This window comes from Streptomyces sp. NPDC051041 (assembly GCF_044456065.1).
Taxonomy (GTDB): Bacteria; Actinomycetota; Actinomycetes; order Streptomycetales; family Streptomycetaceae; genus Streptomyces; species Streptomyces glaucus.
Window position 1 is genome coordinate 122,781 of sequence record NZ_JBITFM010000015.1, and the last position, 12,201, is coordinate 134,981.

General features: G+C 72.5%; 11 protein-coding genes. 8 read left to right on the forward strand and 3 right to left on the reverse strand.

The window, feature by feature from the left end; translation table 11 throughout:
* From ACIBAI_RS22160 to asnB, 3 genes are read left to right on the forward strand one after another with little or no spacing between them, the layout of a single operon-like run.
* Entirely contained in the window at positions 1-1,044 is a 1,044-nt protein-coding gene (locus ACIBAI_RS22160; protein ID WP_399036649.1) for an alpha/beta hydrolase family protein, read from the forward strand.
* A gap of 33 nt (positions 1,045-1,077) precedes the next feature.
* Positions 1,078-1,326, forward strand: a complete 249-nt coding sequence (locus ACIBAI_RS22165; RefSeq protein ID WP_399036651.1) for an acyl carrier protein — start codon at positions 1,078-1,080, stop codon at positions 1,324-1,326.
* A gap of 30 nt (positions 1,327-1,356) precedes the next feature.
* Entirely contained in the window at positions 1,357-3,207 is a 1,851-nt protein-coding gene (gene asnB / locus ACIBAI_RS22170; RefSeq protein ID WP_399036654.1) for an asparagine synthase (glutamine-hydrolyzing), read from the forward strand.
* Positions 3,208-3,347: 140 nt separating this feature from the next.
* Here the strand turns inward: asnB and ACIBAI_RS22175 are convergent, their stop codons facing one another.
* Positions 3,348-4,661, reverse strand: a complete 1,314-nt coding sequence (locus ACIBAI_RS22175; RefSeq protein ID WP_399036657.1) for a helix-turn-helix domain-containing protein — start codon at positions 4,659-4,661, stop codon at positions 3,348-3,350.
* A 263-nt stretch (positions 4,662-4,924) separates the two neighbouring features.
* Here ACIBAI_RS22175 and ACIBAI_RS22180 point away from each other — a divergent pair, with 263 nt between their 5' ends.
* The 4 genes from ACIBAI_RS22180 (at position 4,925) to ACIBAI_RS22195 (ending at position 8,565) form a co-directional block, all read left to right on the forward strand.
* A complete protein-coding gene (locus ACIBAI_RS22180) occupies positions 4,925-5,134 on the forward strand; it encodes a hypothetical protein (RefSeq protein WP_399036659.1) in 210 nt (69 codons plus the stop codon).
* 109 nt (positions 5,135-5,243) lie between these two features.
* Positions 5,244-6,494 (forward strand): acetyl-CoA carboxylase biotin carboxylase subunit family protein, encoded by a 1,251-nt coding sequence (locus ACIBAI_RS22185; protein ID WP_399036661.1) that lies wholly within the window; start codon positions 5,244-5,246, stop codon positions 6,492-6,494.
* 70 nt (positions 6,495-6,564) lie between these two features.
* Positions 6,565-7,851 (forward strand): ATP-grasp domain-containing protein, encoded by a 1,287-nt coding sequence (locus ACIBAI_RS22190; protein WP_399036663.1) that lies wholly within the window; start codon positions 6,565-6,567, stop codon positions 7,849-7,851.
* Between the two features lie 261 nt (positions 7,852-8,112).
* Positions 8,113-8,565 carry a DUF4383 domain-containing protein gene (locus ACIBAI_RS22195; RefSeq protein WP_399036666.1) on the forward strand — a complete coding sequence of 151 codons (453 nt, stop codon included), beginning with the start codon at positions 8,113-8,115 and terminating at the stop codon, positions 8,563-8,565.
* A 456-nt stretch (positions 8,566-9,021) separates the two neighbouring features.
* Here the strand turns inward: ACIBAI_RS22195 and ACIBAI_RS22200 are convergent, their stop codons facing one another.
* Both ACIBAI_RS22200 and ACIBAI_RS22205 read right to left on the reverse strand, forming a co-directional pair.
* A complete protein-coding gene (locus tag ACIBAI_RS22200) occupies positions 9,022-10,035 on the reverse strand; it encodes a hemolysin family protein (RefSeq protein WP_399036668.1) in 1,014 nt (337 codons plus the stop codon).
* Entirely contained in the window at positions 10,032-11,363 is a 1,332-nt protein-coding gene (locus tag ACIBAI_RS22205; RefSeq protein ID WP_399036671.1) for a hemolysin family protein, read from the reverse strand. The genes ACIBAI_RS22200 and ACIBAI_RS22205 overlap by 4 nt, the downstream gene beginning before the upstream one ends.
* A 526-nt stretch (positions 11,364-11,889) precedes the next feature.
* On the opposite strand from ACIBAI_RS22205, the gene ACIBAI_RS22210 reads away from it, so the two are divergent.
* Positions 11,890-12,108 (forward strand): hypothetical protein, encoded by a 219-nt coding sequence (locus ACIBAI_RS22210; protein WP_399036673.1) that lies wholly within the window; start codon positions 11,890-11,892, stop codon positions 12,106-12,108.
* The last annotated feature ends 93 nt before the right edge of the window (positions 12,109-12,201 follow it).

The following is a 12,201-nucleotide window of genomic DNA, read 5'->3' on the forward strand; positions in this document are numbered from 1 at the left end:
ATGACGGACCATCACGCGGTACGCCGGGAGACCGTGTCGCTGAACGGCTTCTCCGGGACGCTGACCACCCCCGCCGACCTCGCCCAGGCGGCTCCCGCCGTCGTCCTCCTGCACCCGTTCGGCGCTTGGGACCGCGCCGGCTTCCTCCCGGGCGAGGTGTCGGGCAACGGGCCCGTCCGGCTCTTCGACGACGTGGCCGCGGCCTGCGCCGCACGCGGCGCCGTGGTGCTCGGCTACGACAGCCGGTTCGTCACCGAGTCGTTCCAAGGGGGCGCGGGCTCGCCCCGGCTGACCTTCACCGGCCTGGTCGAGGACGCCGTGGCGGCCGTGAAGTGGCTCAGCGAGCGCGCCGAGGTCGACCCCGCCCGGGTCTCCCTGCTGGGGATCTCCATGGGGACCGAGGTCGCCCTCGCCGCCGCCGAGGAACTCGGCGCGCCCCACCGGCTGATCCTGGTGGCCCCGGTGGCCGAGAGCTACGCGGTGCGCGGGCGCTGGATGCACCTCCAGCGGCGCCAGGAATGGCTGGTGTCTGCGGGCTTCGTCGACGACGAGGGGAACGTCGACCTGGCGGCGGCGGCCCGCGACACCGTGGGACGCAGCGGCTGGTGGGACGACTTCGACCTCCACGACCGCCTGGGAAGCCGGGTGCCGGCCGAGCGGCTGTGGGCGCACCTCACCGCCGAGTACGACGCCGCCACCCGGCGCGCCCTGCACCACGGCGACGAGTCCGGCCCGGCCTCCTTCTGGCAGGACTGGTCCTCGCAGCCGCACGCCTACGAGCGGGCCGCCCGCGTCCCGGGCCCGCTGTCCCTGCACGTCGGCGCCGACGACTGGACCACCCCGCCCCGGCAGGCCTGGCTGGTGCACGACTGCGCCACCGCCCACGGGGTCGAATCGACCCTGCGCAGCTACCCCGGTCTGGGACACCTGATGTCCAAGCCGCACGCCGACGGCACCCGCACCTACGGCCCCTTCGAGCCCGAGGTGCTCGACGCCCTCGCCCGCGACGTCACCGGCGCGCCCGGCACACCGCCCCGCCCGTGACCCGCCGACTGCCCTGAAAGGAACGGAGAGAACATGGCCGCCCTCACCCTGACCGAGCTGATCGACGTACTCAACGGCTGCAACGGCTACGCCGATCCGGTCGAACCCGGCGACGACCTGGCCGACGTCACCTTCGACGAGCTGGGCTTCGACTCGCTGACCCGCCTCAACGCCGTCCTGCAGCTGGAGCGCACGCACGGCATCACGCTGTCGGAGGACGTGGTCAGCGAGGCCAAGACGCCGGGTCGGCTGCTCGACCTGGTCAACGCCCGACTCGCCTGACGGACCAGGCCGAAGAGAAAGGTCACCGCGATGTGCGGAATCACCGGCTGGCTCAGCTTCACCCGTGATCTCGGCCGTGAGCGCCCCCTGCTCCAGGCCATGAACGACACCATGATCTGCAGGGGGCCGGACGCGGAGGGCCTGTGGATCTCGGGCCACGTGGCGCTGGGCCACCGGAGGCTGTCGATCATCGACCTGGAGGGCGGCCGCCAGCCCATGGTGGCCGAGGAGGACGGGCGCGTGCTCGCCGCCCTGACCTTCTGCGGGGAGATATACAACTTCCGGGAGCTGCGCACCGAGCTGGCCTCCTACGGCCACCGGTTCAGGACCCGGAGCGACACCGAGGTCGCGCTGCGCGCCTACCTGCAGTGGGGCGAGGGCTTCGCCGAGCACCTCAACGGCATGTTCGCCATGGGCGTGTGGAATCCTCGCACCGAGGAACTGCTCCTGGTCCGCGACCGGATGGGCGTCAAGCCGCTCTACTACTACCCGACCCCGGACGGCGTGCTGTTCGGCTCCGAGCCCAAGGCGATCCTCGCCAACCCGATGGTGCCGCGCCGCGTCGACAGGGACGGCCTGTGCGAGGCGCTCGACATGGTCAAGACGCCCGAGCGGGCGGTGTTCTCGGGGATGTACGAGGTGCGCCCGGGACAGCTCCTGCGGGTCCGCGAGTCCGGCCTGACGAAGTCCCGCTACTGGCAGCTGGAGGCCCGCGAGCACCGCGACGACCAGCGGACCACCGTCCGCACGGTGCGCGAGCTGCTGGAGGACGTCGTCTCCCGCCAGCTGATCTCGGACGTGCCGCTGTGCACCCTGCTGTCCGGCGGTCTGGACTCCTCCACGATCACCGCGCTGGCCCAGCGCTCCTTGCGGGACGGCGGCCACGGCCCGGTCAACTCCTTCTCGGTGGACTTCACTTCGGCGGGCGACCAGTTCGAGCCCGACGCGGTGCGCGGCTCCGCCGACGCGCCCTACGTCCGCGACGTCGTGGCGCACCTGGGCACCAACCACCGGGAAGTCCTGTTGAACAGCGCGGAGCTGGTCGACCCGGCCGTACGCGCCGCCGTGCTGCGGGCCACCGACCTGCCCCCGGCGTACTGGGGCGACATGTGGCCGTCGCTGTACCTGCTGTTCCGCGCGGTGCGCGAGCAGTCCACCGTGGCGCTGTCGGGCGAGTCGGCCGACGAGCTGTTCGGCGGGTACCAGTGGTTCCACCGGTCCGCCGCGGTCGAGGCGCCGACGTTCCCGTGGCTGACGTCCGGCTCCGCGCGGTACTTCGGCGGCACCTCCATGCTCGACCCCGGACTGCTGGAGAAGCTCGACATCCCCGGGTACCGCAGTGCCCGCTACGACGAGGCCGTCGCGGAGGTCCCCGTCCTCGCCGGCGAGAGCGACACCGACCGGCGGATGCGCCGCATGACGTACCTGAACCTCACGCGCTTCGTGCAGACGCTGCTCGACCGCAAGGACCGCATGAGCATGGCCGTCGGTCTGGAGGTGCGGGTGCCGTTCTGCGACCACCGGCTCGTGGAGTACGTCTTCAACGTCCCGTGGGAGCTGAAGTCCTTCGACGGCCGGGAGAAGAGCCTGCTGCGGGCGGCGGCCGGGGACCTGCTGCCGTCGTCGGTGCTGGAGCGGGCCAAGACGCCCTATCCGGCGACCCAGGACCCGGTTTACGAGGCGGCCCTGCGCACCGAGCTGTCCGCCGTGCTCGCCGACGCCGGCTCCCCGGTCCTGCCGCTGCTCGACGTGGCGCGCATCCGCCGCGTCCTGGACCGGCCGGTGGCAGACGTGAGCATGCCGTACAACCGGGGCGGCCTGGAGACGGCGCTGTGGCTCAACCGGTGGCTGGCGTCCTACGAGGTGACGCTGGACATCTGAGCCGCGCGGCCGGTCCGCCGGCCTCAGCGTTCCGGGGTGTGCGCACATCGAAGTGGGCGCACACCCCGATGGCGTTGTCCGCGCGGACCGGCCGCGGAAACCCGCCGCGGCCGCCGGACGGAGCAGCGGCCGGCCACGGCTCAGGAACGAATCCGATCGCGGGTCTGGTCGAGCCAGCGCCAGCACTCCACGGCCAGCCGCAGGTGACCGGACTCCTCGAAGAGCAGCGCCGCCTCCCGCATCTGCTCGGTGGCCTCGGCGGTGCGGTCCAGGGCGGCCAGCGCGCGCGCCCAGGTCGCGCAGAACTGCGCCCGGTCCGTGCCCCGGACCAACAGGTCGCCCCGGAGGGTCCGGCGGCACAGCTCCTCGGCCTCGGCCGCGGCGCCACGGGCCACCAGGTGGCGGGCCTTGGCCTTGAGCAGGGCCGCGGTGGGCGGCCAGCCGCTGGCCTCCGTGACGGCCAGGGCGGCGTCCAGGTGCCGCCGGGCCGTCTCCTCCTCGACGTCCAGGTCGATCAGCAACGAGGCCAGGGCGGTACAGAAGTGCAGCCACTCGTGGATGGGCAGGCTGGCGTTGCTCAGTATGCCGCGCGCGGCCATCAGGTGGGGCACCGCCTCCTCGGTCTGGTGGTAGCGGGCGAGCATGGTGCCCACGGACCAGTGGGCGCGTCCGAGCACGGCCGGGGAGTCGATGTGCCGGGCCGCTTCGAGGAGTTCGTCGGCCAGCGGTCTGAGGTCGGAGAGTCGCTCGTCGGCCTCGCAGCGGACCGACAGTTCGACGGAGACCAGCCGGACGTGGTCGGCGCTGTGGTGCGCGCCGGACGCCTCGATCTCGGCCCGGCCGTCGGCCAGCGCCGCGCGCGCCGCCGGCATGTTCCCGGCGTCCCGGGCCGCGGCCGCCAGGTCGGTGAAGGTGCGCAGCCGGATGCCGGGCGAGTCGCTCTCCTTCAGAATGCCCGCCACCGTGCTCAGCACTCCGAAGCGGGCCTCGGCGTCCCCGAGGTCGGCCAGCAGCTGCGCCAGCTGGAACGCGACCTGGACCAGTGCCCAGGAGGGAGGAGAGGCCAGGAGTTCCTGGTACAGCGCCTCCAGCCTCTCCCGGCGGACGTCCAGGGGCAGGTCCTCGAAGCCTGCGGCCAGCAGGGCGTCGGCCGCGGAGCCGCGCAGGGCGGCGGAGTCGCGGCCGGCGTGCGGCGACGGCGGTGCCGTGTCCCGCGCGGAGAGTTCGGGGAAGTCGACGGGTGCCCCGGTGAGCGTCTCCAGGCTCACCTCGAGTGCGGTGCTCAGCTGCACCAGCACGTCGAGGGTGGGGACGCGTCGCCCTGATTCGAGCAGCGAGATGTAGCTGGGAGTGATGCGTGCCTTGGCCAGATCGCGCTGTGACAGCGAGCGTTGCTTGCGCAGCTTGCGCAGCCGCTCTCCGAAGTCCGGCTGCTGGACCAGGGGAGACTTCATGTCGTGTTGCTCCAACGGGGGGTGGGCCCCGGGGTCACTTGCCGCCCCTCACGACGGTACATATGATCACCCGAGCTCAAGTTGACTGAGAGGGCAACTGATGTCACTCCGTGTTCCGGAGCGTATGACTTGCAGTCGCTTGATGTTAACGCCCCTTGGAGGACCAATGCCCTCGGACGTGGCGAGCGTGACCAATGGGACGGACGCACGGCAGAACCGTGCAGGGGTGTAGTGATCACTGCACCCCCATGTTAGGGGGAACGATGTCTGTCGAGTCGACTCGCGTGAACTCCATCGAGCCGCTGCTCCGGATCGCGGCCCTGGAAGCCGGGGCGTTAGTCGCTCCTCTGCCGTGCGAGGAAGCGCCGCTGAACCGCGCCGCCTCCGGCTCGCCGTCCGCCGCGGACCTCCCGCTCGGGGGCCACTCCCGCATCCTGGACGGCCCGCCCTGCAGGGGTGACTGGCCCTGGTGACGTCCCGCCCGGCACGCGGCCCGATGATTGACTATTGTCATCACACTGCACCGGCGATAACTTAACTACAGTTATCTACCGCCGCGGTGTTTAGGAGGGTCTCCACCTCATGCCGACGTCAGGGAACCCGGACGACAGCGGAGCGCGTCCCCACGTCATCGTGATCCACCGCTGGCGGGACCGGTACGCGCACTACGAGGACTACCTCGACCACGCGGCCCACGCGGTCACCTACGTGACCACCGGCGTGGGCGCGCAGGGCGTGCCCGCGTCGGCGGCCGAGATCGCGCTGGTCCCCGCCACGGACGACCTCGCCGTGGTGGGGGACGCCGTCGAGGCCCTGGCCGGCCGGTTCGGCGCGCCGAAGGCGATCGTCGCCCTCAAGGAGGACGACCTGCTGATCGCCGCGCAGCTGCGCGCCCGGTGGAGTCTTCCGGGCGCGACCACGGCCGACCTGCTGCCCTTCCGCGACAAGCTGGAGATGAGCCGGCGCATCGCGCACGCGGGGCTGCCGGTCCCCGCGTTCGCCCCGGTCGCCGAGGAGGCGGACGTGCTGGCCTTCGCCGAGCGGCAGGGCTGGCCCGTCGTCCTGAAGCCCACCCAGGGCAGTTCGAGCGCGGGCGTCCGCGTGGTGCACGGCCCCGGCGACCTCGCCGCCCTGTCCTGGCCGGTGGACACGGTCCTCATGGCCCAGGCCCATGTGACCGACCCGATCTACCACGTGGACGGTCTGTACCGCGACGGCCGCCTGGAGGTCTGGCGGGCCTCACGGTACGTCAACGACTGCCTCGGCTTCCGCGACGGCGCCCACCTCGGCTCCGTCGAGGAGGACGACCCCGCGGTCCTCGCGGTCGTCGGCGCCCGGGCGGAGCGCTTCCTCGGCGCGCTCACCGGCACGACGACCGTCTTCCACCTGGAGGTCTTCGTCGGCGTCGCCGAAGACGCGTCCGTGACCTGCTCGTTCCTGGAGATCGGCGCCCGCGTCGGCGGCGCCGAGATCCCCTTCGTCTGGCGGGACGTGCACGGATACGACCTCATGGAGGCCGCGTTCGCCCTGCAGCTCGGCGAACAGCCCAAGAAGGCCGAGCAGGGCTCCACCGGCGTCGGAGGGTGGCTGCTGGTGCCCGCTCCGGCCGAGCGGCCCTGTCGCATCACCCACGTCACCCCGCTGGCCGGGACCGTGCCCGGCCTGTACGCCGAGTCGCTGCTCGCACCCGGCGAGGTGCTGCCCGCAGCGGACGCCTACTACGAGCACGTCGGCGGCCGGTTCCGCTTCACCGGCCCCACCAGCGCGTCGGTGGAGCAGGCCATCCGCACCGCCTCGGCCCGCTACCACGTCTCGGCGCAGCCCTGCCCGTGACGGGCGGAGCCCACCGAACAGACCCGGTCCCGGCAGGGACGCATCCGAACAACACGGCAGGAGATCCGGCGTGAGTGCCGCTGCACCCGTGGTCATCGTCGACCCCTACGCCCCCGCGCGGGGCTTCCCGGCCGCCTTCCGGGCCGCCGGCCACCCGGTGGTCCGCGTCCAGAGCACCCCCGAGGTGCCACTGGTCTACCGCGGCTCCCTGGACCTGTCGGAGTACCAGGACAACCTGGTCCACACCGGCGACTTCGAGGCGACCGTGCGCAGGGTGCGCGCCCTGCGGCCGGCCGCGGTGCTCACCGGCAGCGAGATCGGAGTGGAGTTCGCGGACGCCCTGAGCGAGGCGCTCGGCCTGCCCGGCAACGGAACGGCCCTCAGCCACGCCCGCCGCGACAAGTACGCCATGATCGAGCGGATCAAGGCGTGCGGGGTCGCCGGTGCCCGCCAGCTGCTGGTCGAAAACGCCGAGCAGCTGCGCGCCTGGCACGAGGAGACCGGCGGCACGGTCGTCCTCAAGCCGCTGCGCAGCGCCGCGGGCGACGGGGTCTCCTTCTGCCACACACCGGACGAGTCCGCGGCGGCGTACAAGCTGCTCGCGGACCGGGCCACCGTCTTCTCCGAGCCGACGGCCGGAGTGGTGGCCCAGGAGTACCTGGTGGGCACCGAGTACATCGTCAACACCGTCAGCTCCCGGGGCCGCCACCACGTGACCGACGCCTGGCAGACCGAGCGCATCTCCGTCAACGGGGTGACGGACCTGCTGGTCGAGACCTACCTGCTGCCGGCCGCCGACACCGCGGTCCGGGAGCTGACCGGTTACGCCTTCGAGGTCCTCGACGCCCTCGGTATCCAGTACGGCCCCGCCCACCTCGAGATCAAGCGCACGCCCGACGGCCCGCGCCTGGTCGAGGTCGGCGCCCGCATCTCCGGCGGCGAACTGCCGTACTACGCCCAGCGGGCTCTCGGCGAGGGCCAGCTCGAATGGACGGTGGACGCCTACCTGCGCCCCGATCGCTTCGCCGCCCGGGCCGGCCGGGACTACCAGGCCCGCCGCGCCATCGGCTGGGCCGGTCTGGCCTCCCCGTACGAGGGCCGACTCGTCGCCTACCGCGACCTGCAGGCGATCAGGGACCTGCCGAGCGTCGTCGACGTCCGCATCCTGGTCCGTCCGGGCGAGCGGATCAGGCGCACCGTCGACGACATGACCTATCCGCTCACCGTCCGGCTCGAGCACGACGTGCACGACGTGCTGCTGCGCGACCTCAACACCATCCGCTACCTCGACGGGGCCGCCCTGTACGAGGTGGCCTCCGAGGAGCCGCCGCGCGCCCGCGCCGCCTGCACGCGCTGAGGCCCGGCCCTCCGTCACCCGGCCGGACCAGGCGGCCGCGGCTGTTCTTCCGGGTGCGGGAGCAGGGAAGGGTGACCGCGCCTGCCCCCTCGCTGCCGGGAGGAGTGGCTCCCGTCGCTTCGAGAGGCGGACGTGGCGTGGAAAGCCGGAGACCGGACGGCGCACCGAGCGGTGGAAAACCGGATAAACGGGAGGTAAAAGGTAACCGAAGGATCATTCTGCGCGGCTCCGGCCGCCCACGTCGCCGGAAGGGTCACCATCATGTCCACTCGTCACGCCACCCCTGCGGCTGGCCGGACCAGGGTGCAGCAGGCCGCCCTCGCCGTCGGTACGGTGTTCCTCCTGGTCGGCCTCCTCGGCTTCATCCCCGGTGTCACGACCGACTACGGCACCATGCGGTTCGCCGAACACCACTCCGAGGCCAAGCTCCTGGGCCTGTTCCAGGTGTCGATCCTGCACAACATCGTCCACCTGCTGTTCGGCATCGCCGGCATCGCCATGGCCCGCGCGGCTTCCACGGCCCGCACGTTCCTCATCGGCGGCGGAGTGATCTACCTGCTCCTGTGGATCTACGGCCTGATCATCGACCTCGACAGCGCCGCGAACTTCGTTCCGGTCAACACGGCCGACAACTGGCTGCACTTCGTCCTGGGCATCGGCATGATCGCCCTCGGCGTCCTGCTCACCCGCCGCACCGCATCGGCCGCCCGCTGATTCCCGGCGGCCCGAGCCCGACGGTGAGGACGGCCGCGAACGGGGACGAGCCACCGCCCTCGAAGCGCGGCTCCCGCTCCGTCGGTTCCCGTCGGGGGCGCAGCGTCTGTCCGGCTCCGCACCCGCCTGCGGCGACCGGCTCCCCGGCCCGCGTCGGATGCCCTCACGCCCCGCAGCCCGGCGTCCTGCCCGCGGACGCCTGTGCGGGCCGCGCCGCGGCCTGCCGGCCCCGGCCCGTGGCCGCGATGTGACCGCTTCCGGCGGGGACCGCCGCTGTCCCCGCCGGCCGCCAAGCCGTCGCCGACGCGCCCCCGGCTGCCCGGATTCCCGCCGTCCCGGAAGCCGTCCGGCGGGAGCAGGCTGCTCCCGCCGGCGTGGGCGGGTTCCCGCCCGGTGGGCGGAAACCCGTCCCGTGCGCGCCGGACGCCGGGTCCGGGCCGTGGCCGCCTGGTCCTGTCAGGCGGCGGGGCCGACGAGTTCGGACAGGACGTCCTCCATGGTGACGAAGCCGATCACGGTGCCCTTGTCGCCGGTGACGGCGGCGAGGTGGGCGCCGGTGGAGCGCATGGCGGTGAGGGCGTCGTCGAGCGGGGTGTCGATCTGCACCCGGGTCACGGGATGCAGGGCGGTGCGGGGGAAGGGCTTGTGCCGTTCGGGCACGCCGATGGCGTCCTTGATGTGCAGGTAGCCCATCACCGTGCCGCCGGGGCCCAGGACGGGCATCCGGGAGTAGCCGGCGCCTGTCGCCGCCTTCTCCAGCTGGGCGGGGGTGACGCGGTGGCCGACCGTCCTCATCCGGGCCAGCGGCACCAGGACCTCGCCGACCGGGCGGGTGCCGAGTTCCAGGGCGTCGCGCAGCCGTTCGCCGTCGGCGGGGTCGAGCAGGCCGGCCTGGCTGGAGTCGGCGACGAGGCGGACGAGCTCGTCGTCGGTGAAGACGGCGGCGACCTCGTCCTTGGGTTCGACCCTCAGCAGGCGCAGCAGGGCGTTGGCGAAGGCGTTGATGCCGAAGACGACGGGCCTGAGCGCACGGGTGAGCGCGACCAGCGGCGGGCCGAGGAACAGCGCGGTGGACGCCGGGGCGGCCAGGGCGATGTTCTTGGGCACCATCTCGCCGAACAGCATGTGCAGGTACGTCGCCAGGGTCAGTGCGATGACGAAGGCGATCGGGTGGATGAGCCCCTCGGGCACGCCGATGGCGTGGAAGGGGGGTTCCAGCAGGTGGGCGATGGCCGGTTCGGCCACGGCGCCGAGCACGAGGGAGGAGACGGTGATGCCGAGCTGGGCGGTGGCCATCATCGCCGACAGGTGCTCGATCCCCCACAGGGTGGTCGCGGCGCGCCTGTTCCCGGCGTGGGCCCTGGGCTCGATCTGGCTGCGGCGTACCGAGATGAGGGCGAACTCGGCACCGACGAAGAAGGCGTTGGTGAGCAGGGTCAGGGCTCCGATGAGCAACTGGACGGCGGTCATCGGGCTGTCTCCTGCGTGGCGTGGTCCGCTGCCGGGGCGGTGAGGGTGAGGCGGTCGGCGCGGTGGTGGTCGACGTCGAGGACGGTGATGTCCCATCCGTCGAGGTGCACGGTGTCTCCAGGTCGGGGGATGCGTTCCAGGAGGGTGGCGGTCAGGCCGGCGAGGGTCTCGTACGGTCCGTCCGCGGCGCTCAGGCCGATCTCGGCGAGCTGATCGACGCGGACACTGCCGTCGGCCTGCCAGACCCGGCGCCCCTCCTCGGTGTCGGGGCCGGGCAGCAGGTCGGGGACCTCCAGGGGGTCGTGTTCGTCACGGACCTCGCCGACGACCTCCTCGATGATGTCCTCGACGGTGGCGACGCCGGCGGTGCCGCCGTACTCGTCGATGACCACGGCCATGGTGCGCTGCGTGCGCAGCCGGGCCAGGAGCGTGTCGACGGGCAGACTGTCGGGCACCAGCAGCGGCGGCGTGATCAGCTCGGTGACCGGTGTGGTGGCCCGCTGGTGCTCGTCCAGGGCGAGGACGTCGCGGATGTGGAGGGTGCCGATGATCTCGTCCAGGCTGTCCCGGTAGACGGGGAACCGCGACAGGCCGGTGGTGTGCGTGAGGCCGACCGCGTCCGCGGCGCTGGCGTGGGCTTCGAGGGCCTTGACGTCCACCCGCGGGGTCATGACGTTCTCGGCCGTCAGCTCCCCCAGGTGCAGCGTGCGGACGAACAGCTCGGCGGAGTCCTTCTCCAGCGCGCCCTGCGCGGCGGAGTGCCGGGCGAGGGCCACCAGCTCCTCCGGGCTGCGGGCGTGGGCCAGCTCCTCGGCCGGCTCCAGGCCGAAGCGGCGCACGAAACGGTTCGCGGTGTTGTTCAGGTGCTCGATGAAGGGCCCGAAGACGGCGGTGAAGCCGCGCTGCGGGGTGGCGACGACCTTGGCCACGGCCAGCGGCCGGGAGATCGCCCAGTTCTTCGGGACCAGCTCGCCGACGACCATCAGCACCACGGTGGAGAGGGCGACGCCGAGCACGGTGGCGATCGTGGAAGCCGCGGCGCCCAGGCCGAGCGCGGTCAGCGGGCCGCGCAGCAGCGCGGCCAGGGACGGCTCGGCGAGCATACCGATCACCAGCGAGGTCACGGTGATGCCCAGCTGGGCGCCGGAGAGCTGGAAGGTCAGCCGCCTGACGGCCTTCAGGGCGCTGTCGGCGCCGCGCTCGCCGGCCGCGGCGGCCCGCTCCAGGTCGGCTCGTTCGACCGTGGTGAGGGAGAACTCGGCCGCGACGAACACCGCGCACGCGAGGGTCAGCGCCAGGGCGAGCAGGATCAGCAGGAACTCGGTCACCGTGCCACCCCCGCTTCACAGCTCGCTGTCGGACGGGGTCTGGCACGGCTCGGACTGGGGGGTTCACCCATTGCGGGTCTGCTGCTCCTTCGTCGTTCACCCGCCCCAGCGGGGCGGAAGGTCTTCGCGGGGAGGGAGAGTCTCCCCACCTCATGGTAAAGGGTCGGTAAAACTGCCTCGAGGCGTCTGGCCGCGGGGCGTTTTCGCGCCTTCGGCGCCCCGGTGGCCCGAAAGCGCCTCGTCGACTCGACCTATCCTTCTACAGTCGTGTAGAAAAAGCGAGGGGCGGTCCGGTGATTCACGACCGTCCCCGGGTGCGCGCCCGGGAACGGGGAGGCGGTGCGTGGTGAGCGGTCGGCGGCCCTGGCCGGACGAGCGCGGCACCGCCGCCCTGCCGTATCCGCCGGGACGGCGGGACCCGCTCAGCGGTTCCCGCCGGCACGATACCGCCGCCGTCGTCCCCGGACGCCGGCTGCGGGGCCCGCGCACCCCTGCTGCCGCACGTCATCGGCCTGGGAGGGCATACATGGTTTCGATCGATCTGGACAAGGTGCTGGACAAGGCATGGGCGGACAAGCCGCTGGCCGAGGTCCTCGCCGCCCCCGTCTCGGCGCTGAAGGGGGTGTCCGACCGTGACGGCGAGCTGCTGAAGGAGGCGTTCGGCGTCACCACCGTCGCCGGGCTCGCCGAGCTGAAGTACGTCCGCTGGGCCCAGGCGCTGGCCGCGCTGGACACGGCGAAGTAGCCATCTCCTCCGGCCGCGGGGGGGGGGGGGGGGCCCCCCCCCCCGCGCCCCCGCCCCCCCCCCCCCCCCCAAAAAAAAAAAAAAAAAAAAAAA

Excerpts from the sequence above, each read along its gene's own strand:
- ACIBAI_RS22160 (WP_399036649.1), top strand. The coding sequence starts at position 1 with ATGACGGACCATCACGCGGTACGCCGGGAGACCGTGTCGCTGAACGGC.
- ACIBAI_RS22165 (WP_399036651.1), top strand. The coding sequence starts at position 1,078 with ATGGCCGCCCTCACCCTGACCGAGCTGATCGACGTACTCAACGGCTGC.
- asnB (WP_399036654.1), top strand. The coding sequence starts at position 1,357 with ATGTGCGGAATCACCGGCTGGCTCAGCTTCACCCGTGATCTCGGCCGT.
- ACIBAI_RS22175 (WP_399036657.1), bottom strand. The coding sequence starts at position 4,661 with ATGAAGTCTCCCCTGGTCCAGCAGCCGGACTTCGGAGAGCGGCTGCGC.
- ACIBAI_RS22180 (WP_399036659.1), top strand. The coding sequence starts at position 4,925 with ATGTCTGTCGAGTCGACTCGCGTGAACTCCATCGAGCCGCTGCTCCGG.
- ACIBAI_RS22185 (WP_399036661.1), top strand. The coding sequence starts at position 5,244 with ATGCCGACGTCAGGGAACCCGGACGACAGCGGAGCGCGTCCCCACGTC.
- ACIBAI_RS22195 (WP_399036666.1), top strand. The coding sequence starts at position 8,113 with ATGTCCACTCGTCACGCCACCCCTGCGGCTGGCCGGACCAGGGTGCAG.
- ACIBAI_RS22200 (WP_399036668.1), bottom strand. The coding sequence starts at position 10,035 with ATGACCGCCGTCCAGTTGCTCATCGGAGCCCTGACCCTGCTCACCAAC.
- ACIBAI_RS22210 (WP_399036673.1), top strand. The coding sequence starts at position 11,890 with ATGGTTTCGATCGATCTGGACAAGGTGCTGGACAAGGCATGGGCGGAC.